General features: G+C 46.0%; 17 protein-coding genes. 16 read left to right on the top strand and 1 reads right to left on the bottom strand.

Features of this window, described 5'->3' with window-relative positions:
- The first annotated feature begins 66 nt into the window (after positions 1–66).
- The 6 genes from DESOR_RS18260 to DESOR_RS18235 all read left to right on the top strand — a co-directional run bounded on the left by DESOR_RS18260 (position 67) and on the right by DESOR_RS18235 (position 6,033).
- Complete coding sequence (locus tag DESOR_RS18260) at positions 67–1,266, top strand: MFS transporter (RefSeq protein WP_014186060.1); 1,200 nt, start codon at positions 67–69, stop codon at positions 1,264–1,266.
- A 67-nt stretch (positions 1,267–1,333) separates the two neighbouring features.
- Positions 1,334–2,728: an MDR family MFS transporter gene (locus DESOR_RS18255; protein WP_014186059.1), complete on the top strand. Its 1,395-nt coding sequence runs from the start codon at positions 1,334–1,336 to the stop codon at positions 2,726–2,728.
- 323 nt (positions 2,729–3,051) lie between these two features.
- Complete coding sequence (locus tag DESOR_RS18250; RefSeq protein ID WP_014186058.1) at positions 3,052–4,320, top strand: multiheme c-type cytochrome; 1,269 nt, start codon at positions 3,052–3,054, stop codon at positions 4,318–4,320.
- A 12-nt stretch (positions 4,321–4,332) separates the two neighbouring features.
- Positions 4,333–5,142, top strand: a complete 810-nt coding sequence (locus tag DESOR_RS18245) for a hypothetical protein (protein ID WP_014186057.1) — start codon at positions 4,333–4,335, stop codon at positions 5,140–5,142.
- Between the two features lie 320 nt (positions 5,143–5,462).
- Positions 5,463–5,705 (top strand): Nif11-like leader peptide family natural product precursor, encoded by a 243-nt coding sequence (locus DESOR_RS18240; RefSeq protein WP_014186056.1) that lies wholly within the window; start codon positions 5,463–5,465, stop codon positions 5,703–5,705.
- Positions 5,706–5,790: 85 nt separating this feature from the next.
- Positions 5,791–6,033 carry a Nif11-like leader peptide family natural product precursor gene (locus DESOR_RS18235; protein ID WP_014186055.1) on the top strand — a complete coding sequence of 81 codons (243 nt, stop codon included), beginning with the start codon at positions 5,791–5,793 and terminating at the stop codon, positions 6,031–6,033.
- A 62-nt stretch (positions 6,034–6,095) separates the two neighbouring features.
- Here DESOR_RS18235 and nlpM read toward each other — a convergent pair whose 3' ends face one another.
- Positions 6,096–7,550 (bottom strand): nif11-like peptide radical SAM maturase, encoded by a 1,455-nt coding sequence (gene nlpM, locus DESOR_RS18230; protein ID WP_242832353.1) that lies wholly within the window; start codon positions 7,548–7,550, stop codon positions 6,096–6,098.
- 154 nt (positions 7,551–7,704) lie between these two features.
- On the opposite strand from nlpM, the gene DESOR_RS18225 reads away from it, so the two are divergent.
- The 10 genes from DESOR_RS18225 to DESOR_RS18175 all read left to right on the top strand — a co-directional run bounded on the left by DESOR_RS18225 (position 7,705) and on the right by DESOR_RS18175 (position 23,543).
- Complete coding sequence (locus tag DESOR_RS18225) at positions 7,705–8,832, top strand: ABC transporter substrate-binding protein (protein ID WP_014186053.1); 1,128 nt, start codon at positions 7,705–7,707, stop codon at positions 8,830–8,832.
- A gap of 13 nt (positions 8,833–8,845) precedes the next feature.
- Complete coding sequence (locus DESOR_RS18220; protein ID WP_014186052.1) at positions 8,846–9,817, top strand: NHLP bacteriocin system secretion protein; 972 nt, start codon at positions 8,846–8,848, stop codon at positions 9,815–9,817.
- Positions 9,818–9,834: 17 nt separating this feature from the next.
- Complete coding sequence (locus tag DESOR_RS18215; RefSeq protein WP_014186051.1) at positions 9,835–12,027, top strand: NHLP family bacteriocin export ABC transporter peptidase/permease/ATPase subunit; 2,193 nt, start codon at positions 9,835–9,837, stop codon at positions 12,025–12,027.
- Positions 12,028–12,167: 140 nt separating this feature from the next.
- Positions 12,168–14,897 (top strand): NHLP bacteriocin export ABC transporter permease/ATPase subunit, encoded by a 2,730-nt coding sequence (locus DESOR_RS18210; RefSeq protein ID WP_014186050.1) that lies wholly within the window; start codon positions 12,168–12,170, stop codon positions 14,895–14,897.
- Between the two features lie 834 nt (positions 14,898–15,731).
- Positions 15,732–16,622 (top strand): HlyD family efflux transporter periplasmic adaptor subunit, encoded by an 891-nt coding sequence (locus tag DESOR_RS18200; RefSeq protein WP_014186049.1) that lies wholly within the window; start codon positions 15,732–15,734, stop codon positions 16,620–16,622.
- Between the two features lie 71 nt (positions 16,623–16,693).
- Positions 16,694–18,844: an NHLP family bacteriocin export ABC transporter peptidase/permease/ATPase subunit gene (locus DESOR_RS18195; RefSeq protein WP_014186048.1), complete on the top strand. Its 2,151-nt coding sequence runs from the start codon at positions 16,694–16,696 to the stop codon at positions 18,842–18,844.
- A 17-nt stretch (positions 18,845–18,861) separates the two neighbouring features.
- Positions 18,862–21,033: an NHLP bacteriocin export ABC transporter permease/ATPase subunit gene (locus DESOR_RS18190; RefSeq protein WP_014186047.1), complete on the top strand. Its 2,172-nt coding sequence runs from the start codon at positions 18,862–18,864 to the stop codon at positions 21,031–21,033.
- A 19-nt stretch (positions 21,034–21,052) separates the two neighbouring features.
- Positions 21,053–22,171: an ABC transporter substrate-binding protein gene (locus DESOR_RS18185; protein WP_014186046.1), complete on the top strand. Its 1,119-nt coding sequence runs from the start codon at positions 21,053–21,055 to the stop codon at positions 22,169–22,171.
- An 11-nt stretch (positions 22,172–22,182) separates the two neighbouring features.
- On the top strand, positions 22,183–22,617 hold the full coding sequence (locus tag DESOR_RS18180; RefSeq protein ID WP_148265290.1) for a DUF3574 domain-containing protein: 435 nt from the start codon (positions 22,183–22,185) through the stop codon (positions 22,615–22,617).
- Positions 22,614–23,543: a DMT family transporter gene (locus DESOR_RS18175; RefSeq protein WP_014186044.1), complete on the top strand. Its 930-nt coding sequence runs from the start codon at positions 22,614–22,616 to the stop codon at positions 23,541–23,543. Before DESOR_RS18180 ends, DESOR_RS18175 begins: the two co-directional genes overlap by 4 nt.
- Position 23,544: the final 1 nt, after the last annotated feature.

The following is a 23,544-nucleotide window of genomic DNA, read 5'->3' as shown; positions in this document are numbered from 1 at the left end:
ACTTGACCTGACTATAGCTTTATAGTTTACCATGGGCTGTAAACGTTATAGAAAGGTTGGGCGATTATGATTAACAAAGAGTTTACGTTGCTATGGTTAGGTAAGATTATATCTCAGTTAGGAGATAAGTTTTATGCCATAGCACTTGCCTGGTGGATTTTACAAAGGACGAATTCTCCTGCTGTAATGGGCTTTTTTTTATTGGCCTCTGCTCTTCCGGGGATTCTTCTTGGCATATTCGCCGGAGTGATGACTGACCGTTGGAAACGCAAAACTATACTGGTAGTCACGGATATGATCCGGGGCTGTCTGGTCCTTGTCATTGCTTCGTTAGCGATGGTTAATGTACTTGAAGTATGGCATGTCTTTCTAATCGGAGTCTGTTTATCTTTCGCCACAGCCTTCTTTGAGCCAGCCATGTTGGCGATTATTCCTGAAATTGTGGAAAAAGAAAAACTGACGAAAGCAAACGGCCTGAGCCAAATGGTTAGTGGTGCTTGCTCTGTGGCAGGCCCTTTGTTTGGGGCGATTGCCGTGAGTGTTTTCGGATTGGCACGGGTTTTTTTAGCAAACAGCATTTCTTATTTTTTTGCTTCCCTGCTGGCTGGGTTTATCACAGTGAACAAAGACTATCGAGTCATTAAAACAACAAATATCTGGGAAGAGATAAGTGAAGGGGTTTCTTTTATTAAAAGACAAAAGCCGATCTTATTTGTATTAAAGGTTATTGCCCTAGCTCATTTATTCATGGGAAGTTTAACGGTGACTTTGCCTTTTCTAGCCAGAGGGCTTCAAGGAAACGGAGTAAATAACCTTGGTTATTTAGAAATGATGCTGGGAGTCGGCTTATTTGCAGGGTCACTTATTATAAGCATAAAGAAGAAAGCGTCCGTAAACGAACGAACACTAATCACGTTTATTATTGCTGCAGGGTTTAGCTTTATGGTTATTGCTGTCTCACAGTATTTTTATGTACAAGCGGTTTATATTTATATGTTGATAATGACAGCAATTGGTGCTTGTATTGCCGGAGCCTTTGTCTTTTGGCAGTCACTATTGCATAGCTATACACCGGGCAATATGACGGGAAGAGTATTCAGTATAGCAACCTTAATAAGTAATATATCGCTTCCTGTTTCTTATTGCCTATTTGGACTGTTATTGAATATAAGTTCCATTTTATTTTTGATGGCGGCATCCGGTGTGTGCTTAATCGTTTTATGTATCTACTTCTATTTTCAAAGGGAACATGGAATGCAGTACTGAGAAATTGGTGTTAAAGGTATTCTGTTATAAAACCCGTCTATAACTTTAAAGCTGGTGGAGATTAATTTTGGGATTTCAAAACTTAAGTTCACAAAGGATTCGTTTCATTATTATTGGCTTAATGCTCAGTTCCCTGCTTTCGGCGGTAGACAGTACCATTGTGGGAACAGCCATGCCGAAAGTTGTCAATGACCTCCAGGGAATGAATCATTATACCTGGCCCTTTACTGCCTATATGCTTACTTCAACTATTTCTATCCCTATCTTTGGCAAACTCGCCGACCTCTTTGGCCGTAAACCTATTTATTTTATTGGTGTTATTACCTTCATTTTGAGTTCAGCTTTGTGCGGTGCTGCCAATAACATGCTGCAATTAATTCTTTTCCGGGGCTTGCAAGGGATTGGCGGCGGAGTGCTCATTTCCGGGTCTATGCAAATTGTGGGAGAACTATTTCCGGTTAAAGAACGGGGCAAATATATGGGGATCATCTCCTCGGTGTTTGGTTTTGCCAGTCTCATGGGACCGACAGTGGGGGGAGTTATTGCCGATAACTTTAGCTGGCGGTGGATTTTTTATATTAATTTGCCCCTGGGTATCCTGGCAATGATTATCATGTTCTGGGCACTTCCATACCAGCGTTCTCATCAGCACCGTAAGATCGATTATGCAGGAGGGCTAGCTTTAATTTTTGCATTAGTTCCCTTGTTATTGGCTTTTTTATGGGCCGGCAAAGACTATGCCTGGAGATCAGCTCCGATTATTAGCCTCCTCGTTGTTGCAGGCATTATGATAGGAACGTTTATCATCTTAGAGGGCAAGGCTGTTGAACCTGTAGTGCCCTTGTCAATGTTTAAGAATTCTATTTTTCTGGTTTCCGTCCTGGCAGCCTTTCTCTCCAGCATTTTGCTGTTCACCGTGGTCATATATGTTCCTTTATTCGTACAGGGGGTTCTGGGTGCAAACGCTACAAGCTCTGGTGTGATTATTACACCCATGAACATAAGCCAAGTGGTCACAGGAATCATCACCGGACAAATTATCGCCAAAACCGGTAAATATAAGGGGTTAGCAGTTTTTGGCTTTGTTGTTACCACTGCCGGGATTGGCTATTTGTCTGGCTTAGGTCCAGGTACTTCCGATTTCCAAATGGTGATCCTGTTGATTCTCTTAGGTCTGGGGGCAGGCACGATCATGCCGGCGCTTAGCATTTCCGTCCAAAATGTGTTTCCCCAGGATCAGATTGGTGTCGTCAGCGCGGGATTACAATTTTTTCGCAATCTAGGCGGAACCTTAGGTACAGCTGTTCTGGGAACGGTTATGGCGGCGGGAGTGAAAAACGGGCTGGCCTATGCTATTCAACATGTGTTTTTATTAGGGTTCTTTGTTGGTGCAGGCGGAATAGCTGTTATCTTTTTCCTGAAGGAAATTGAACTAAATAACAAAATGGAATTCATCGAATAACGTTTTGCCAAAAGGTTGTTAGATTTTAATGACGAAACTGGCCGAGAAAAATGTGCAGCCCGCTTTCCAAAGGAAAGCGGGCTGCATTTTTTTTATAGCCAGAAATGCCGTAAAAGTGATCTCAATCACAGAAAAGTTTTTCAATTAATACTAGGCTAGAAATAATAAGCAAAGATTTTGAAGGAGAAAGGAGGCGATTAGGTTGGTTTAAGGTAGTAAAAGCATTAAGTTTTTAAGCGCTGCTTACATAATTGGAGGACATCAGGAAACTTATTGCTTGCTGCCGAGAAATCTAAAAAGGAGGAGGGAAACTCAACCAAGAAATGAAGTCAACAACAAAAATGATTGCTCTTTTGGTGATGGGCACGGTCCTGGCAGGTGTCTTATTATTTATGACCTATCAATATGTTGTGGGACCGCAAGGATTAAGCATGAGTATGCCGGCCTTGAGTGTGGTATCCACCGGCGAGAACAAAGCCTGTGTTGAGTGCCATCAAAAAGACAATCCCGGAATTATCCAGCAATATCATAACAGCGAGCACTCCGGCCGTGGCGTCCAATGTCTGGACTGTCATCAAGCAGTGAAGGGACAGGAATCCTTGACAGAGGAGCATTATAAGGTAGCCCTTATCGCTAAACCAACCCCCAATAATTGTGCTCAGTGTCATGAGACAGAAGTCAAGGAGTTTGAGGACAGCAATCATTCGGCAAGGTCATGGTATGCTGTTCAAGGATCCCAAAATTTCACCCCAGAGGAACTGGCTAACTATCATTTGCTTGATGCCAACGGCAACCCCCTCAATGGAGGGAAAGCTAATCCAGTCTTCAATCTGATTGGTCAGGATGCCAGTGCTCAGTCCTGTGAAGTGTGTCATGGGATTGGGGAAAAGAACAGTGACGGCAGTTTCGGAGACTGCACAAAATGTCACTTAAGACATACCTTTGATATAGCACAAGCGCGTAAGCCGGAAACCTGCGGTCAATGCCACTTGGGTCCGGATCATCCTCAGGCTGAAATCTACAATGAGTCAGCCCATGGCACTTACTACCAGGCAAACCAGTCTAAATACAATATGGATGCTCCCTCAGGAACCTTAACCGTGGAAGATTTTCCGGCCCCGACCTGTGCTACCTGTCATATGTCGGCTTTCGGGAGTGTTGAAGGAACCCACGATGTCGGCCAGCGCCTGAAATGGTCCCTGGCACCTGAGATTGCTTCCGTTCGCAAAGATGGAGAGGTTCATCAGCAAACCATGAATGCCGTCTGCCTGAATTGCCACACTCAGCCGTTTATTGATGACGTGACCGGCAAAGCAGAAAAAACCATTGCCCTTACCAACGAAAATGTCCAGAAAGGGAAGTCCATCATCCAAGACCTGCGTGCTGCGGGTTTACTGGGTACCAAATCCTTTGCAGATCCAATGGATTTTGAGTATTTTGAGTTATGGCATCACGAAGGACGAAGAGCGCGGTTTGGAGCGGTTATGGGCGGAGCAGACTACGTAAACTGGCATGGTATTTATGAACAGGAAAAAGCACTCGTAGAGCTGCAATCTGCCGCCGATGACCTGAAAGCGAAAGCAAAGCCCTAGGAGGATTTGAATATGTTTGATCGGCTGATCCGAATAGCTTCTCTTAAGAAAACTCCTCTTTTGCTTGGGATGATGGGTATAAACTTTCTGCTCACGGGTGTGGATGTCTTGATTGCCCATTCTGAGAACAATTTTTTTCGCTGGGAGCTTATTCCCTTGATTTATACACCCTTGGCGGTTTTGGCGATTCTCGCCCTGCTTGTAGTGAGATCCAATATTCTGGTTAAACGAGTCTTTCAGATTGTCATGGGGATAGGTGTCTTTGTCGGTGTGATAGGGACCCTCTTTCACCTGACGGGAAACGCCACTTTTAGCAGGGAAAGTCTGTATCGTCTTTTTGTTCAAGGCTCTCCTGTAGCCGCACCCATTGCCTTTGCCGGGATTTCCTGTTATGCCTTGGTAAGCGAAGGTTATCGAGGAACATCCCGACAATCAAAACTGATGATTTTGGTGGGCCTTGGTTTTTTAGGATCAGTAGCAGCAGCTTTTCTAGATCATGCAAGGATAGTGTTTATACCTGGTTACACATTGATCCCTTTAGTAACGGGTTCCCTGGCTGTAATTGCTTGTTTCTATACAGCCAATAACCCGGTTAATACTAAGGAAATATCGATATTTCTCTGGATTATGGCGCTTAATCTGTTCGCAGGTGTGCTGGGCTTTGGATTTCACCTTTTAGGTGATTTAGCGGGGACTCAAGGCATTGTCTGGGCCAGAATGATGTATCGCAACCCGTTGCTGGGCCCCCTTCTGTTCTCTAATCTTGCCTTCTTAGGCGGCCTTAGCTTGCTGCCGGAACAGGTTGTTAGTCATGTTGATTAATATATCGGGGTTAAATGAAATGGGCGACTTTGAGAAGTAGGTCATTGGTTTCTCTCACCGATGATGATCGTGCTTTTATTGAGTTGTATAATGCTTATTTTTCTCGGATTTACAATTATGTGCATTATCAAGTAAACGATTTCCATGAGACTGACGATTTAACCAACCAGATTTTCCTCAAACTCTGCAGCAAATAGGATCAAAATTTTAAGCAAAATACTTTTAGTATGTAATAAATTCAAGTGTTCAGCGTATTAACCATTGAAAAGGCAAAGCAAGTGTACACTAAGTGTGCTCAATAAAAAATGGAGGTTGGAAAGATGAGTATTGAATCAGCAAAAGCTTACGTAGCGAAGCTCAAGACGGATGAGGGTTTTGCCAATAAGGTTAAGGCCTTCCCGAATGCCGAGGAACGCTTAGCGTTCGTGAAAGAATCAGGTTTCGATTTTACGCCGGAAGAAATTAAACAAGTGGATGAAGAACTTAGCGATAGTGAGCTGGACATGGTTGCCGGCGGCGATCATTGGTGTGAAAATGCTTTTTGTTGGACGTTTGGTTGTTAAACAACTGTAACCACACAAACGAAAGCCGGCTGTTCCTTTAGGAGCCGGCTTTCGCAATTGAAAAAAACCAAAGGGGTGGTTATAAGTGAGTACAGAATCAGCAAGGAAATTTATCGAAAGGTTAAAAACAGACGAAGGGTTCAACAGCAAGATAAGAGAATGCCATACTGCCGAGGAGCGCATGACCTTAGCGAAGGAAGCCGGGTTTAGCTTTACGCCTGAAGAGATCAAAGAAATCCGGAAAGAGCAGCTCAGTGACAGTGAGCTTGATGCCGTTGCAGGTGCCGGGTGCAGGGAGAATCTTTTCTGTGACAGCCTATATTATTAATCCAGGTGATTGAAGAGGGCGCAGCGAAGGTTTGACTTCGCAGCGCCCTCTTCCTTAAAATATTAAAAATCAAGGGGGCAGGGTTTCGGGGGGAGTATATCCCCTCCTAGCAGGAAAGCCAGATCATCAGGGTCCAAGCGACCAATGATCGTGGCGGCCAGTTCAAGTTCCCGGCGTCTCAATCGGCAGATCTCTTCCGATGGTGTAGTCAAGGAGCCGCGGGAGCCTACATTATCATGTTTGCAGCCGCCGGCACAATAATACCGGGCCAGGCAGGCGGTGCAGACCGGGTTGCTTCTGGCAGGACTTTCCTCGTATTGTCCCCTGTTCAGCTCAGACTCGAAGACGGACCCGATTTTATAATCCGCCATTCCCACAAAACGCTGGCATAAATAGACATCACCTGTAACCGAGACCGCGACCATCCCCAGCCCAGCACTGCAGGCATAATACAATTTTTTGTTATGGAACAAAGTGATTAGGCCAAAGTATAAGAAACTTTTATTCTTGAGCTCCATCAAGGCCCGTGCGTCTCTGCTTCGGGTGAGGCTAATCCACGTTTCAGCCTCTTGCTCCAGAATATCCAGGAGGTTGGAAGTGTCGCGCTCCGCTTTTTGCTTATCGGCTTCTCCGCAAAAGAGGTTTTGTGAAGACGTGATAACCGATATTTTTTGAAAACCGATTTCTTTCATTTCGTCCTTAACCACTTGAGGATCGGTATTGCCGACAATTACTGCATGACCAGGGGTATCGGGCAAGAAGTCCAGCAGCTTCTTTATTTTGGGTACGATAATATCATAAGATCCTTGACCGTTGGTAAAGGGGCGTTGGGCGTTCTGAATCTCCCGGGGACCGTCAATGCTGATCATGACGGATATATTGTGGTCTCGAATAAAAGCGATTTGTTCATCATCCAAAAGGGTGGCATTGGTCGTGCAGTGGAATCTCACTTCTTTACCAGTCTCTTGAACGCGTTTATTAGTGTACGCTACAATTTCTTTCATTAGTGGAAACTTTAATAAAGGCTCTCCCCCAAAAAAGCCCAGATGAATTTTTTTCATTTCCCTCGACTGTTCAATTAGCCAGTCCACAGCCTGATAGGCTGTCTTTTCTTCCAGACTGCCGCCTGTGCCGTATTCCCCTCCGTTTCCATAACAGTAAACACAGTTTAGATTACAGGACTGGGTTAGGAAAAGGCACATGTTGATGATGGGATAGGGTTCTGTTCTTACCGGCCGTTGTTTTTTCTCCCAGCCTTCAGAAATGATGCCAACTTCTTTCAGCTTTTTTTCTGCGCCGGCCGATAATAATACTTCAGGCTGAGCGGAGAGGCTTTCTAGGATTTTGGCAGTTGGACTATCAATGGCCTTGGCGCACATCCGTTCAATATTAATGACAAATGGGCTGCCCTGATGATAAAACAGGTGAAAGGGCGTTATATCTTTGCTGCTCAACGCGCTATCCTTCTTTCTTTTGCGTTTTTCGGCCAGCCGGAGGGCTTTATCCTCCGGCTTCATTTGTTAATACGTTTAACAAGAAGTACTATTACAAAAGCTTGTAATATTTTCTTGAGTTGTAATACTTTCTTTGCTCTACCGTACTAACTTTAAAGCTTAGTAAATTGGAAAATATTTTTAATCTCAGAAAGATCAGCAAAAGGCAGGAGGGGCTATGTTCGATAAAATGTGCCGGATTTTTCAAATCCTTTTTCTAGGTCTTGTTTTTATCTTTTTGTCCGCAGGATGCACCCGGCTGGAAGAACCACAGGAAATCGTCATCGGGGTGGTCTGGCCCTTTGAGGCTAATAATGACCTTTTTAATGAGGGAATCGATCTGGCCGTCAAGGAGATTAACTCTGGCGGCGGGGTTAACGGAAAGGAATTGAAACTGCTCAAAGAGGACGACAATTCCGAGGTTGTCAAAGGGATCTCCATCGCCGAATCTTTGGCTGAAAATAAGTCCGTCAGGGCAGTAATCGGGCACCGCAATTCTTTTGTTTCTCTCCCGGCCTCTGCTATTTATGAACAGGCGGGGCTACCCATGCTGTCCCCCGCTTCCACGGACCCGGAACTTACCCGTAACCATTATTGCTATATTTTCCGCAGCCTTCCCAGCGATGACGAAATCGCGCGGAAACTGGCAGAATACATGGGAGGACAGGGCTTAAGACGGATGGTGGTTTATTATTCCGCGGATGCTTACGGGACAGGCTTAGCAAATTCTTTCGAAGATCAGGCAAAGCAGAATGGCATCACGATTGTCGATTGTTTCAACAATTACTCCGGCATAGAAGAACTCAAACGGTTGCGCAGCCGCTGGCAGGCGTTTGGTTACGACGGCGTTTTTATTGCGGCCTCGATGCCTGGAGGAGCCCAATTTATTCATGATGCCGGACAAGCTGGGATCAAGGGAACTTTTGCCACAGGGGATGCCCTCGACTCTCCGCAACTGACGGTCATAGGAGGAAAAGCGGCGGATGGGACAGTCGTGGGCTCCGAGTTTAATCCTGGAAGCGATAGACAGGAGGTACAACGTTTTGTCCAAGACTTCCAGGAAACGTACCATGAAAAACCCAATTCCGATGCGGCCTTGGGTTATGATGCCGTCAGGATGCTGGCAGCCGCGATGCAAAAAAACGGCAAAGAGGATCGGGCTTCCATAGCTGAAGGATTAAGAAATTTAGGAAAGTGGCCTGGTGTATGCGGGGTACATGAATTGAGTGCAGAGGGAGACGACCTGGGTGACCTGGTCGTCCTAAAACAATTGCAGGGTGGGAAATTCGTTTTCTTAGAAAAATAAAGAGGTGCTGGGTATGGAGCAAAAAATATTCCGGGAAGTATCCTTAAAGAGACTTTCTTCGCCGGAACAACTGGATCAACTGATCAAGGTGACTTCACCCAGGGGATGGCTGGCCCTGGTCGCCCTAAGCCTTCTTTTGGCTGGGGCGATCGTCTGGAGTTTTGTCGGCAGCATTCCCACGAAAATAGCAGGACAGGGGATTCTCTTAAATGACGCAGGGGTATTTTCTTTAACTCATGACACTTCCGGCCGGGTCCTTGACCTTCGTTTCGCTGCCGGAGACAAAGTGAAAAAAGGAGATGTTATCGCCAGAATCGAACAACCGGAATTGGTTAAAGAAATTAATGACCTTCTTGATAACCTTCAGGATTTGGATGAGAATGGGCAAACAGACTCGCCTAAGTATCAGATCTTAGAAAAGCAGGTAGAGCAGCTGCGGCAAGAATTGTACTACCGCTCGCAAATCGTATCTCCAATCGAAGGGCGGGTTTTAGAACTGAATATGCATCCGGGCAATATCGTTCAGCCGGGACAGACCCTGGCGACACTGGAGCAGTATGGCGCCGCGGTCAGGCTGGAAGCCGTGCTCTATGTTTCCGCAGAGCTTGCGGGAAAAATCCGGCCGGGGATGGAAGTACAAATTTCCCCGACAATTGTCAATAAAGAAGAATACGGTTATATGCTGGGCAGGGTTATTTCCGTTGCAGAATACCCGGCGACTGTCCAGAGCATGATGCAAACCCTGGGCAACGAAAATCTGGTCTCCTTATTGACGGGTCAGGGCGCCCCTTTAGAGGTGCAAGCCGACCTGGTACCCGACAACAGCACGGTAAGCGGATATAGGTGGTCTTCGCCTGCCGGACCGCCCCTTGCCATGACCGGCGGAACGCTGGTGCAGGGCGATGTCGTTATTGCCAGAGAAAAACCGGTTGCCAAGGTGATTCCCTTTTATGGAGCACAGACCGGTGCAAGCGGTCAGAAATAAAGCGGGGGAATAAGCAAGTGAGCAGAAATAACGAGCTAAATAACAAAAGAATAGCTACAGCCATAGCCAGGGTACCCACCGTCCTCCAGATGGAAGCTGTGGAATGCGGAGCAGCTTCCCTGGCCATGATTTTAAGATACTATGGAAAATATGTGCCCTTAGAGCAGGTCAGGGTAGCCTGCGGTGTATCCAGGGACGGCAGTAAGGCCAGCAATATCCTGAAAGCAGCCAGGCAATATGGTATGGAGGCGAAAGGGTTCCGTAAGGAACCGGATAGCCTGAAAAAAATGCCTCTGCCGGTTATTGTTCACTGGAACTTCAGCCATTTTTTAGTCCTGGAGGGCTTCCGCAAGGGTAAAGTTTATTTGAATGATCCCGCTTCCGGACGAAGGAGTGTAACGGAAGAAGAATTCAACCAGTCCTTTACCGGGATCACCCTTACCTTCACCCCTACGCCGGATTTTGAAAAAGGCGGCAGAAAGCCCAGCTTGCTCACCGGTCTCTTTAAACGGCTGCGCGGTTCCCAAACCGCTTTGCTTTATGTGGTGCTGGCAGGGCTGGCCCTAGTCATTCCGGGCTTGGTTCTTCCTGTATTCACCAGGATTTTTGTTGACGATATTCTGCTGGCGGGTAAAGATTCCTGGCTTGTTCCCTTGCTTTGGGGGATGGGACTGACGGCGGTTGTTCGCGGGATTCTTATCTGGCTCAGGCAGCATTACCTGTTAAAATTGGAATCTAAAATTGCACTGTCGTCCTCCAGCCGATTCTTGTGGCATATTTTAAAGCTGCCGGCGGAATTTTTTGCCCAGCGCTCAGCCGGGGACATCGCTTCCCGCATGCTGAGCAATGATCGGGTCGCCAAATTGCTTTCGGGGAAACTGGCAACCGCCGTTTTAAATCTGATTATGATCGTTTTCTATTTTATTTTAATGCTTCATTATAATGTAGTTTTGGCTTTGGTTGGTCTGGCGATTGCTCTCATCAATATTTCGTATTTGAAGATGGTTGCGGCTCAACGAAAAGATCAGAACAGCAAGCTCTTAAAAGACCGGAGTATGGTTACGGCTACAGGGATGACAGGCTTGCAGATTATTGAAACCCTCAAGGCCACCGGGTCTGAATCGGACTTTTTTGCCAAGTGGGCAGGTTATCAGGCCAAAGCTCTGAATTCAGAACAGGAATTGGGTGTTTCTTCTCAATACCTGGCAGTACTTCCTGCTTTTTTGACGGGGATCAATAACACTCTTGTCCTAGCCTTAGGCGCCTATTTTATTTTGGAGGGACAATTGACCATCGGCATGTTGGTGGCTTTCCAAAGCCTGATGACCAGCTTTATGACCCCTGTAACGGAAATTGTAGGGCTGGGGGCGGAGCTACAGGAAGTGGAAGGGGAAATGAACCGTTTGGACGATGTCTTACTATACCCGCCCCAACCCGAAACAGGGGATGAAGAAAAAGAGGGCAGGAGTATTTGCCCAGCGGGGCAAAAGTTAGAGGGTTTTATAGAACTGAAGGGGGTCACCTTCGGTTACAGCCTGCTGGAGTCTCCCCTGATTGAAGAGTTCAGTTTAAAGCTCAGGCCCGGGTTCCGGGTAGCCCTGGTGGGCGGTTCCGGCAGCGGTAAATCCACCGTGGCGAAAATTCTGGCCGGAATTTACAAGCCTTGGTCCGGGCAAATCCTCTTAGACGGCCGCCCTAGGGCAGACTGGCCCCAGGATGTGATCACCAATTACCTGGCCATGGTCGATCAGGAAATCTGGATGTTTGAGGGCAGTGTGCGGGATAACATCACCTTGTGGGATGAAACGGTTTCGGAATTCGAACTGGTCCGGGCGGCTAAGGACGCTTGTATTCATGAAGATATCACATCCCGGGCCGGCGGCTATGACCAAGCTGTGGAAGAAAGCGGGAAGAATTTCAGCGGCGGGCAAAGGCAGCGTCTGGAGATCGCCAGGGCCTTAGTGCAAAACCCCGCGATCATGATCCTGGATGAGGCTACCAGTGCCCTGGACCCCTTAACGGAAAAAATAGTGGATGAAAATATCCGGCGCCGGGGATGCACCTGTGTGATCGTGGCCCATCGTTTGAGCACCATCCGGGACTGCGATGAAATCATCGTTCTGGAGAAAGGAAAAATCGCCGAGCGGGGCACTCATGAGGAATTGTATGCCCGAGGCGGCCTTTATGCCGGTCTGATCAAAACCGGCTGATCTTGAAGAACGGCGAGAGGGTGCCTTCAGAAAGTATGCAACGAAAAGTCTTTTTCTGATCAGTACAAGTTTAAAGCTGCCGCCCGAGCTTTTTAATATGCTTGGCGCCAAGCGAGTTTTCTTTATAAAGCAGGTGAATTATGGCTATTGCAGATTTTTTTGAGAGAGAAGGCACTAAAGTCTTATTAGCGGGCAGTAAACCGCAAATTCTGTACGATCCTGGTTTCGTCTGGCTTGTCGGGCCGGAGAAAGTTTCTGTCTTTATAACGGTTTTGTCCATGGATAATCAGCCAGGAGTTAAGAATTTTCTGTTTGAAGCCGAACCTGGTGACTTGCTGTTTGGCCTGACCACGGAAGAGGTTCCGGAAAAAATGGCCTTGCTGGCAAGTGGGCGGCTGGGCTCTAGTCTGATCCGGCTGGAAGCAAAGCGGTTCGAAGAGCTGCAGGCGGAGGAAATATCCCGGGAAAGAGCCCGTTTGACGGTCCGTTGGCTGGAAAATCTGAGGAAAGCCGGCGGCGGCAAGGTAAACGGGCAAAGTAGGGAAGCAGACCTGACCGATGAGGCTTTAAGAGAAATTGCAGCTTCAGGGGATCTTGGTCAGAGAGAGAATGATCACAGTCTGGCTCTGCGCGCCATCAAGGAATCGTGGCAGGAACAGAAGCAGGCGGAAGTAAACCGACTGCAAAAAAAGAAAGACAATGACCTGCGGCTGATGGACAATGTTCTTTCTCGTCTTTCCTCCCTGAATAGCAAAGAGGATGAAAGGGGTATCGACGAGGAAAGCGGCGATCCCCTGCTGGACTCCTGCCGTCTGGTAGGGCAAAGCATGCAGATCAAAATTGAGCCGCCTATTTTAAATAGTCATGACGAGGATGACGGCAGGGAAAGTTATGTCTCGGAGCTTACCTTGGCTGCAATTGCCCGCGCTTCCCGTATCCGGATCAGAGAAGTGGCTTTGAACGGGGAATGGTATAAAGAGGACAGCGGCCCGATCCTGGGGTTTATGGAAGACGACGGCAGACCGGTTGCGTTGATCCCAGTTTCTCCTGCCGCCTATATTCTTCACGACCCCGTGTTACATAACGAAAAGAAGGTGGACCGGGAAACGGCTGCTCAAATCAGAGGTTGGGGATATGTTTTCTTCCGGCCCTTCAGCCCTAAAGCAATTAAGCTGGGGGATCTTCTGTCCTTTGGTTTGCGAAGCTGCTGGAAAAGAGATTTGCTGGCTATTGTGCTGATGGGCATTTTGGGAGGCCTTTTAGGTACGGCTGTTCCCTTGGCAACCGGCATTGTCTTCGACAGCATTATTCCCGAAGGAGAAAAGGGGGCGCTCCTGCAAATCGCCTTGATCCTGGGGGCAGCCGCCCTGGCCGCCATGTTATTTCAATTGACTCGCTCTTTAGCAACAATGCGCCTGGAGGGAAAAATGGACGGAACCCTCCAGGCGGCGGTCTGGAACCGCTTGCTGAGTCTGCCTGTGCCTTTCTTCAAACATTACTCGGCAGGAGAATTGGCCATGCGGGCTATGGGAATCAGCCAGATCAGGGTCATCCTTTCAGGAACAACCCTAAATACAATTCTTTCCGGCATTTTTTCGGTTTTCACTTTCGTTCTGCTTTTTTATTACGAAGGCCGGCTGGCCTTAGTGGCTGCAGGACTGGTTACCCTGGCTGTTCTGATCATGGGGTATCTGGGTTACCGCAAGGTAAGCTGGGAGCGTCAAGTCTTGGAGGTTTCCAACCATATCTCCGGGTTGATGCTGCAGCTGATTGGCGGAGTGCTTAAATTCCGGGTGGCCGGAGCGGAAAAGAGAGCCTTTAGCCGCTGGGCCCGGGAATTTAGTCTGCAGCGGAAACTGGTTTTTCGGAGGGAAAGTGTAGCCAACATCTTAACCACCTTTTATACCGTTCTTCCCGTTGTCTCCAGCATCATTATTTTCTATGCTCTGACTTCCTTAACCGAGCCGCTGCCCGCCGGTCAGTTTGTCGGCTTTTATTCGGCCTTTACGACATTTATGCTGTCTATGGTTTCCCTATCCGAAGCTTTAATCGGCGTCAACCTGGTGATTCCTCTCTACCAAAGGGCTAAACCGATCCTGGAAACCCTCCCTGAAGACGATGAAAACAAGATTAATCCCAGGGTTTTAACCGGTTCTATTGAAGTAAGCCACGTCTCTTTCCGTTACCGGGCTGACGGCCCCCTGGTCCTGCAGGATGTTTCCTTTGAAATTAAGGAAGGGGACTATGTCGCCCTGGTGGGTACTTCCGGCTGCGGGAAATCTACGCTCTTTCGAATCTTCCTGGGTTTTGAAAAACCGGAGACCGGAAAAGTTTATTATAATGGACAGGATCTGGCCAAAGCAGATGTTCGAGGCGTGCGCCGGCAGTTGGGTGTGGTGCTGCAAAACGGGCAGCTGATGACCGGCAACATCTTAAGTAATATAATCGGCGCCAATCCCCGCCTAACCATCGACGATGCCTGGGAAGCGGCCAGGATGGCTGGAATTGAAGAAGACATCCGGGAAATGCCCATGGGGATGTTTACCATGGTTAGTGAAGGCGCCGGCACCATTTCCGGTGGGCAGAAACAGCGTCTGATGATTGCTCGGGCTATCGTCAATAAACCCAGGATTATCTTCTTTGACGAAGCTACCAGCGCCCTGGACAACCGGACCCAGGCTATTGTCAGCCAAAGTTTGGATAAGCTGCAGGCAACCAGGGTCGTGATTGCTCACCGCCTGAGCACGATTATGAACTGCAATAAAATTTTAGTGATGGACCAAGGGAAAATCGTGGAGCGTGGAACCTTTCGGGAACTTATGAACAAGGATGGGGTCTTTGCGGATCTGGCCAGAAGACAGTTGGCTTAAGAGCAAGCCCTTACCGGCTTAAGACGGTATTTGGGACGTACCTATTATAGGCGGTTCTCCCAGAAAATGTGAACATTCCTGCCCGGTTTCGCGTGATCTAAAGCGTTCTTGACGATATCCCTATAGCCTCACTTATGAAGAGGGGGGAATAAAAAAGGAATGAGAAAAATAAAACCACTTATTGTTTTTTTACTGATTGTAGGATTGCTTATTTCATTGGCTGCTGCAAAACGGCAAGTGTTACCCAGGAGAACGCTGAAGTCATTAAAATCGGCGTACTTCTTCCTTTAACCGGCACTTGGAGCGAAGCGGGAAAAGGCGCCGAAAATGTTGCTGTTGAGCCCTTCAACAACTTCCACGGATTTATCACTGAAGGATATTTTTTTTTCGGAGGTTGCAACGGATGCTAGTCAGGTCGAAGCGCTGACTCAGTTTATGATATTCTCCCCCGCATTAAGAGGCGATATGCGTCAAATCCCGCCATGGCCAGTCGACAGACTTGTTATGGCGGTTGGCCTTTTTGGGGTATGTAATTGTAAATTTTAGGATGTTAGTACCAATGGTTTAAGACATTTAATAAGGGTATTATTTCTTAGAAATTTGAAGAATTAATACCGTGTTTTTGTGGTTGTAAAATTTTGGTGAGTTTAATAAACGGAAAAATGTGGATGGATAGTCTGGATATCATAAGGTTAAAGGAAAAAATATTTAGAAATGAAGGGAATTTATGGGGTTTGTCGAATAAAAACGAAAAGCATATCTTTTAGACAGTCTGCCGACGTGTAGGCGAAGCGTCCGGAATTGATATAACGACAAAAAGATGGGGGGAACCAGATGGAAAACAATATCTTCAGAAAATCATCTTTAGAACGCCTATCCTCGCCTGAACGGTTGAATGAATACATAAAGATAACCAGTCCAGGAATATGGAGCGTACTTTTGGGCTGTCTGGCACTTTTGATTGCCGTGGTTTTTTGGGGGTTTTACGGAAGTATTCCTGACAGTGTCAAGGCGAATGGTGTGATATTCCCGCAAAATGGGGTTACTTCGGTCATACCTGCCTCAGGTGGACGTATTAGCGATATGCGGGTTAAGGTGGGGGATTTTGTGGAAGCAGGACAGATTATCGCCGTCATACCTCAAGAGGATATTATCAAGCAAGTGACAGAACTAAAAAGTAACGCCCGGGCGGATGAAAAAAGTATTTCCGCTCTCGATAACGAATATGAAAGCCGCTCTCTTGTTGTATCACCTGTCTCGGGAATTGTTCTCTCAGCTAAGACTGTCAACGAAACAGTATCTGCCACCGAAGCTGTTGCCAGAATAGTTAAACAGGAGCAATACGCTAATGATAAGCAAATTATCTGCTACATTCCTGCCTCTACTGCTAAAAAGCTTAAAGAAGGAATGGAAGTACAGGTTTCTCCTGATTTTGCTCCTCGGGAGGAATATGGTTATATGCTTGGGAATATTACCAACATCGGCACTTATCCGGTATCTGAGGCGGATGTGTTATCAGCAGTCGGAAGTCAGCAATACGCCGAGGGGTTGCTGCCTAAAGAAAATAGTGTCGAATTACGGGTAAACCTCACGATTGATCCTGATTCCCCTAACAAAATTAAATGGTCTAACCCCAAAGGGGAGAATTTACAGCTTACCATTGGAACGGATTGTAATATGGTTATTGTAATTAAAAACTACAAGCCTTATGAATTAGTGTTTTAATTATTTTCTGCAATTAAGAAACAGCTAAGGAGAAGAAATCTGCTGTAGTTTAAAAAAGGCAGGTGAAATCAATGCCCAAAATAGCCAAGGTGCCGGTAATTATGCAGATGGAGGCTCTCGAATGTGGAGCGGCTTCTCTTTGTATGATTCTGGCTTTTTATGGCAAATGGCTGCCTTTAGAGCAGGTACGGGCAGATTGCGGCGTATCTCGTGATGGCAGCAGTGCTAAAAATATCTTGAAAGCTGCACGAGCGTATGGCTTGAAAGCCGCGGGCTACCGAATGGAGCCGTCGGCCTTGCGGAATATTGTCTTACCGGCTATAATCCATTGGAATTTTAACCATTTTGTAGTGCTTAACGGTTTTACAAAGGATAAGGTGATATTGAACGATCCGGCTAGGGGAACTGTTAAAGTTTCCTTTGAAGAGTTCGATCAATCCTTCACCGGCATTGTTTTGCGCTTTGAGAAAACGGAGAGCTTCGTGGCTGAGGGCAAACCAAAAAGCGTCTTGGGCTTTGCTAAAAAGCGGCTGCGCGGAACGGCGACTGCCTTTGCCTTTGTTATCCTCACTGGGATTTTGACAGCAGGAATCGGTATGATAACTCCGCTTTTTACCAAAGTATTTATGGATCATATTTTATCCGGTAAAAATCCCGAGTGGCTGTCGCTGTTTATTATCGCTATGACCCTAACTTTGGTCTTTCAGTTTGTGATAGCGGGCATTCAGGGCATATATTGGCTGAAAATTGAAGGCAAGCTGGCTATAGAGGCCAATGCTTCTTTTATGTGGCATGTGCTGCGCTTGCCGGTGGATTTTTTTTCTCAGCGTTTTGCCGGGGATATCGCTTCCAGACAGGCAAGCAACGAACATATTGCCTCTACTTTGATTGGTCAGTTGGCTCCCATATTTATGAATGTATGCTTGCTGGTGTTTTACCTAAGTGTGATGCTTCGCTACAGCGTGATTTTATCCTTGGTAGGTATCGGAGCCGCGCTTGTTAATATGCTGGTTTTGCGTTTCATATCCCAAAAACGCGTTGATATGAGTCGGGTGATGCAGCGTGACGTCGGTAAGTTGTCGGGTATAACCATGTCTGGTTTTGAAATGATGGAAAGTATTAAAGCCTCGGGTGCTGAAAACGGTTTTTTTGAACGCTGGGCAGGTTACTTTGCCAAACAGAGCAATGCCCAAATTGTTTTCGCCAAAGCAAATCAGTTTTATGGAATGATTCCTTCTCTTTTACAGCAAGCAGCGAATATCTGCGTTCTGATGATTGGGGTTTATTTGATCTTAGATGGTGAGTTTACGATTGGTATGCTTTTAGCATTCCAGGGATTTTTATCTTCTTTCCTCACGCCAGTCAATCAGCTCGTGGAGGTAGGACAAGCTTTTATCGAAATGCGTTCCCAGATGGAGCGTGTGGAAGATGTGATGAATTATCCGACGGATGTTTCTGATTCTGATAACGGAGAATTACCGAACGAAAATGGAGAATTTGTAAAGCTTTCCGGTGAAATGCAGTTAGAAAATGTTACCTTTGGGTACAACAAGCTGTCACCGCCCTTGCTGGAGAATTTTTCACTTAACCTTAAGCCGGGCGGGAGCGTTGCCTTTGTTGGGGGCTCCGGCAGCGGCAAGTCAACTCTGGCCAAACTTATTTCCGGTTTATACAGTCCTTGGTCAGGGGAAATCCGCTTTGACGGACTAACCAGAGATAAAATTAACCGGGGTATTCTCACAAGCTCACTGGCCGTAGTGGATCAAGATGTCGTACTTTTTGAAGATACGATTATGAATAATATCACAATGTGGGATGAGTCGATAGATGAAGCTGTACTTGTTACATCCTGCAAGGATGCTCAGATTCATGAAGATATTATGCAGCGTCAGGGCGGATATGCTCACGTGATCAAAGAGGGTGGGAAGAATTTTTCAGGTGGTCAGAAGCAGAGGTTTGAAATTGCCCGAGCTCTCGCCCAGGAACCTTCGATTTTGATTTTGGATGAAGCTACGAGTGCCCTGGATACTAAGACTGAGCAGCATATTATGGAAACGGTCAAAGCAAGAGGAATCAGTCTGATTATTATCGCGCACAGACTCTCTACAATTCGGGATTGCGATGAAATTATCGTTTTAGACAAAGGTAAGGTTGCTGAGCGCGGCCGGCATGAAGAACTGATGTTAATGGGCGGCAAATATGCCACACTGATCAGTAATTAACTGAGGAGGTGAAACTAGTGGCTTTTAGTGAACAATTTCAAAAACGTTTAGAAAATGATCATCAGGCAATGGAAAAAGCCTTTTCAGACCTGGCCTCGATCGTTGGCTATAGCAAAGAAAAGTCTTCACCTGAAGAAAAAAAGAAGGCTGTGCAGGGTGCAATTGAAGAGATTCTGTCTTCTCTTGGTGTGAAGGTTCCGCAGGTACCAGAGGAAATAGATGATATGAACGCTCGCCTCGAATATATGCTTCGTCCATCCGGAGTGATGCGAAGGCGGGTGGAATTGACTGGAAAGTGGTGGAAAAATACTGCCGGTCCTTTGCTGGGAAGTACTAAAGCTGAGGATGTGGTGGCTATCCTGCCGACCTTTCCTTCGGGCTATGTGTTCTTTGATGCGGAGTTAGGGAAACGGGTAAAGGTTAATAGAAAAACTGCACCAAAACTGAATAGTGAGGCCTATTGCTTTTATCCTGCCTTGCCTGCTAAAAAACTTAACGTCTTGGATTTAGTGCGCTTTTTTTTGCACTCAGTGGCCTCTTCAGATTTTGCTTTAGTATTTGGGGCCAGTCTGCTCGTTAGTTTATTGGGACTTTTCACACCGTATATGAACAAACAAATTTTCGATAGTGTGATTCCGAGCGGTACTAAAAGCGATGTGCTGCCTGTAGCAGCTCTGTTGGCAGGAGCGGCTGTGGGGTCCTCTTTGTTTGGCATAACCCGGAGCCTTGTTTTAATGCGGCTGCGGGATAAGATTAACCTGTCTGTGCAAAGTGCAGCTATGGCAAGGATATTTTCCCTGCCCGCAGGATTTTTTAAGGATTTTTCGGCAGGAGAGTTGAGTTCTCGGGCTATGAGTATAAATCAACTCTGCTCATTGCTTTCGGATACAGTACTGACTACACTGCTTTCAGCACTCTTTTCCTTTGTATATATTTTTCAAATGGTTAACTATGCTCCAACGCTTGTTCGGCCGGGTCTATTGATTATTTTTGCTATGCTGGCGGTTACAATTCTGACAGCAATTTTCCAGCAGAGACTATACGACAAGCAGATGAAGCTGTCCGCAAAATTAAATGGTTTAGTTTTTGGACTTTTTAGCGGCGTACAAAAGGTGAAGCTTGCGGGGGCTGAAAAGCGTGCCTTTGCCAAGTGGGCAGCCGATTACAAAGAAACAGCACGATTTACTTTTTCGCCGCCCCTTTTTTTAAAACTTAAAACGGCGATCTCAGGAGCCCTTACGTTAGGGGGTACGTTACTTCTTTACTATGTGGCAGGAACGACCAAAATAGCGCCCGCCGATTATATTGCCTTCAGCACCGCTTATGGCGCTGTCAGCGGAGCAATCATGTCGTTAGCCGGCATCGTTCTGACTATTGCCAACATCAAGCCGCTTTTACAAATGGTGAAGCCTATCTTTGAGGCGATACCGGAAATAGATGAAAACAAGAAGAGCGTTACCTCCCTTTCTGGTACTATGGAAGTATCCAATGTTTCTTTTCGCTACAGTCCTGACGGACCCATTATCCTTGATAATCTTAGTTTGAAGGTAAAGCCGGGTGAATATATCGGTGTCGTCGGCCAAAGCGGCTGTGGTAAATCGACTCTCATGCGCTTATTGCTGGGCTTTGAAAAGCCTGAGGAGGGTGCAGTGTATTTTGATGGGTATGATTTGGAAACCCTTGACGTACGTTCTGTGCGTCAATGTATTGGTGTGGCCTTACAAAACGGCAAGCTGTTTACCGAGAATATATTTTCCAATATTATTATTACTGCGCCTTGGAGTACCCTTGACGATGCATGGAAGGCAGCTCGTATGGCAGGCCTGGAGGATGAGATCAAGGCTATGCCTATGGGTATGCATACCTTGATCAGCGAGGGCAGCGGCGGCATATCAGGCGGACAGCGGCAGAGAATCCTCATTGCCAGGGCGCTTGTATCTAACCCTAAAATCCTGTTTTTTGACGAGGCGACCAGCGCTCTTGACAACATTACTCAAAAACATGTTGCCGATAGCCTGGATCAGCTTGGGTGTACCAGAATTGTCATAGCTCATCGTCTTTCAACCGTTAAAAATTGTGACCGGATCATTGTAATGAACAAAGGTAAAATTGCAGAAGAGGGCAGCTTTGAGGAGCTCATGGAGAGAAAGGGTTTGTTTTATGAGTTTGCCCAAAGACAGATCAGCTAGCTAAGAGAAGGAGGCCACTATGAAAAAGCTGTTGAACATCTGTTTATTAGTGGTATTGATTTTTATGTCGACATCATGCAGTCAGAAGGAAAAAAGCAGTGAACGTGAGCTTAATATTCCGGTATTAGCCGACGCAGCTTGGCTGAAAGCCGATGGAGCGTTTTATAATGGCGTGCAGTTGGCTGTGGAGGAGGCAAACACCGAGTATTCCGGCAAGGGGTTCAAGATCATAACTTCGGTTATTGATGATAAAGATTTATACGAAACCGGAGTAGAAATGGCAACAAAAGCAGCTGAAGATGAGACTGTAACTGCAGTATTTAATTTGCAAAACTTTGATGTCTCTAAAACGACAGCAGATATACTGGCTGGAAATGGAAAGCTTGTGTTATTTCCCTACGGAGCTTACGACAGCCTTTTTACCAAAGACAATCCCTATGTCCTAAATGGTATCCCGGCCTTTTCCGACTTAGGCAAGGCAATGGCAGAGTATGCTGTTAAAAAAGGTTACAAACGAATTGCCATTTATCACAACGGCAATCAGTCCCAGGAAGAACTTGTTACAGCATTTGAACTTGACCTGTTAAATACTGGGACAAAAGTCGTGGATTATGTACCGTCCATTGCTTCGAAAAATGAGTTTGACAACATCTACAGCCGCTGGCAGGCCTTGAATGTGGATTGTGTGGTTATTTCTCAGTATGGTCTTGACCGTGCCTTTGAAGTGCTGAAAATGCTTCGCAGCAGAGATGCGAAGATAGCCGTTATAGGAGAGCCTATTTTCGACAGTGCTAATGCGCTTGCGGAGAACAAGGCAATTGCTGAGGGAATGGCTGTGCCATCGACTTTGGTTATTGAAGACAGCCAAAAACTGAAAGAGTTTAAAGAGCGATATAGGAAAAAATACGGCAAAGAGGCCGATATATGGGCTGTACAGGGTTATGACATGCTGCGCCTTGTCGTGGACACAGCCGTAAAGCTGGATACAAATGATCCGGCAAAAATTGCTGCAGCACTGCATAATCAGAAGGGCTATCAGGGCATAGGAAGGAATATTGCCTTTACTAAAGGCGGAGCAATGATAACGGATGTGAAAAAACTGCCGATATTAATCTGCAGGGACGGCAGGTTTCAGTGAATGAATAGGGGATGTTTAAAATTGTGAAAAAAGTATTTGTTTCAGTTGTTGGGGTCATTGTCATTGGGTTGTGTTTTTTTCTTTCCGGCTGTGCAGCGCAACAAGAGCCACAGGCAAATCAGACTACTAAATACACCATGTATATTGGCTTAAATGACAAGGATAAGTACACACAGCTTATTTCTTATGAGGAAGCTGAGAAGGAGGTAAGTGATATCGCCTTAAAATACGTGGATGGATTTACGGAACTTTACGCTAAGGGCGCGTATAAGGATGATAAAGGTATATTAGTTCATGAGAACAGTCTTGTATTTGAGTTTTACTCTGTCACCGACCAGCAAATGAAAGCCATCATGGATGAGGTGCTGAAAAAACTCAATCAAAAATCAATACTTATAGAAAAACAAACGGTCAATGACGAATTTTATGAGGGTGTAAAGCAATGACACGTACTGAGTCAAATATTATTTTATTCTCCATCACTCTTTGCTGGGCCTCATCTTATATCTTTAGCAAGAATATCCCCGCTTCTATGTCACCTTTTGCCTATTTGACAATGACGACAGGCGTTGCCAGCATCATCGTGGGCATTGTGTTTTTTAAAAAACTGAAAGAGTTTGATCTGAAGACCCTGCAAAGAAGCCTGGTCATTGCAGCTATTATCTGCGTTAATCTGATTTTTGAAAGGATAGGCATTACTCGGATACCGGCTTCTACGGCCAGTTTCATTTCCTCCTTAACTATTGTATTTGTACCCCTTTTGTTGCTTTTATTTAAGCAAAGACCCAGCCGAAACAATTTAGTGGGCATTACGCTCATTTTAACCGGGCTTGTTTTCACCAGCGGTATAAAACTAGGAGCTTCCCTTGATTATGGTGTTCTTGCGATGGCGGCTGCCTGCTTTTTTATGGCCGTATATATAATAATCGTTGACAGTTTTACTAAAAAGAGTGATCCCCTGCTGCTGGGGATCGGGCAGATGTTTTTTACGGCAATTATCGGCTTTGTTTTGTGGTTCATTGAGGAACCAAAAACCTTTTTAACGTTGACGTATACCAATGAAATTCTTGCCAATATTTTTCTTTTAGCTTTTTTTGCTAAGGCTTACGCTTATATCATGCTTATGTATTCTCAGAAATATGCTTCCCCTATTGCCGTGACCGTTATTTCCTCTACAGAGCCGGTAGTAACCCTGGGGTTGGCTTTACTTATTCCAAACTCTTTTGGGCAGACAGAAGTCTTGACAAATGGAAAAATGGTTGGTGCTGTATTCATTATTGTGGGTGCCATTTTTGCAGGTACAAACTTTCTAAATAGAAGAAAAAGGCTTGATCAAGGGATACCTTTGGCTAATTCAACTCATGGAGGCTGAC

Origin of the sequence: Desulfosporosinus orientis DSM 765 (assembly GCF_000235605.1) — a bacterium.
Classification (GTDB): Bacteria; Bacillota; Desulfitobacteriia; order Desulfitobacteriales; family Desulfitobacteriaceae; genus Desulfosporosinus; species Desulfosporosinus orientis.
Note: the sequence above shows the minus strand (reverse complement) of the source record. Positions and strands in the feature narration are given on the sequence as shown.

What these genes read in the sequence shown, in the direction of transcription:
- DESOR_RS18260 (WP_014186060.1), top strand. Translation starts at nt 67, where the DNA reads ATGATTAACAAAGAGTTTACGTTGCTATGGTTAGGTAAGATTATATCT.
- DESOR_RS18250 (WP_014186058.1), top strand. Translation starts at nt 3,052, where the DNA reads ATGAAGTCAACAACAAAAATGATTGCTCTTTTGGTGATGGGCACGGTC.
- DESOR_RS18245 (WP_014186057.1), top strand. Translation starts at nt 4,333, where the DNA reads ATGTTTGATCGGCTGATCCGAATAGCTTCTCTTAAGAAAACTCCTCTT.
- DESOR_RS18240 (WP_014186056.1), top strand. Translation starts at nt 5,463, where the DNA reads ATGAGTATTGAATCAGCAAAAGCTTACGTAGCGAAGCTCAAGACGGAT.
- nlpM (WP_242832353.1), bottom strand. Translation starts at nt 7,550, where the DNA reads ATGAAGCCGGAGGATAAAGCCCTCCGGCTGGCCGAAAAACGCAAAAGA.
- DESOR_RS18225 (WP_014186053.1), top strand. Translation starts at nt 7,705, where the DNA reads ATGTTCGATAAAATGTGCCGGATTTTTCAAATCCTTTTTCTAGGTCTT.
- DESOR_RS18220 (WP_014186052.1), top strand. Translation starts at nt 8,846, where the DNA reads ATGGAGCAAAAAATATTCCGGGAAGTATCCTTAAAGAGACTTTCTTCG.
- DESOR_RS18210 (WP_014186050.1), top strand. Translation starts at nt 12,168, where the DNA reads ATGGCTATTGCAGATTTTTTTGAGAGAGAAGGCACTAAAGTCTTATTA.
- DESOR_RS18200 (WP_014186049.1), top strand. Translation starts at nt 15,732, where the DNA reads ATGGAAAACAATATCTTCAGAAAATCATCTTTAGAACGCCTATCCTCG.
- DESOR_RS18195 (WP_014186048.1), top strand. Translation starts at nt 16,694, where the DNA reads ATGCCCAAAATAGCCAAGGTGCCGGTAATTATGCAGATGGAGGCTCTC.
- DESOR_RS18185 (WP_014186046.1), top strand. Translation starts at nt 21,053, where the DNA reads ATGAAAAAGCTGTTGAACATCTGTTTATTAGTGGTATTGATTTTTATG.
- DESOR_RS18180 (WP_148265290.1), top strand. Translation starts at nt 22,183, where the DNA reads ATGTTTAAAATTGTGAAAAAAGTATTTGTTTCAGTTGTTGGGGTCATT.
- DESOR_RS18175 (WP_014186044.1), top strand. Translation starts at nt 22,614, where the DNA reads ATGACACGTACTGAGTCAAATATTATTTTATTCTCCATCACTCTTTGC.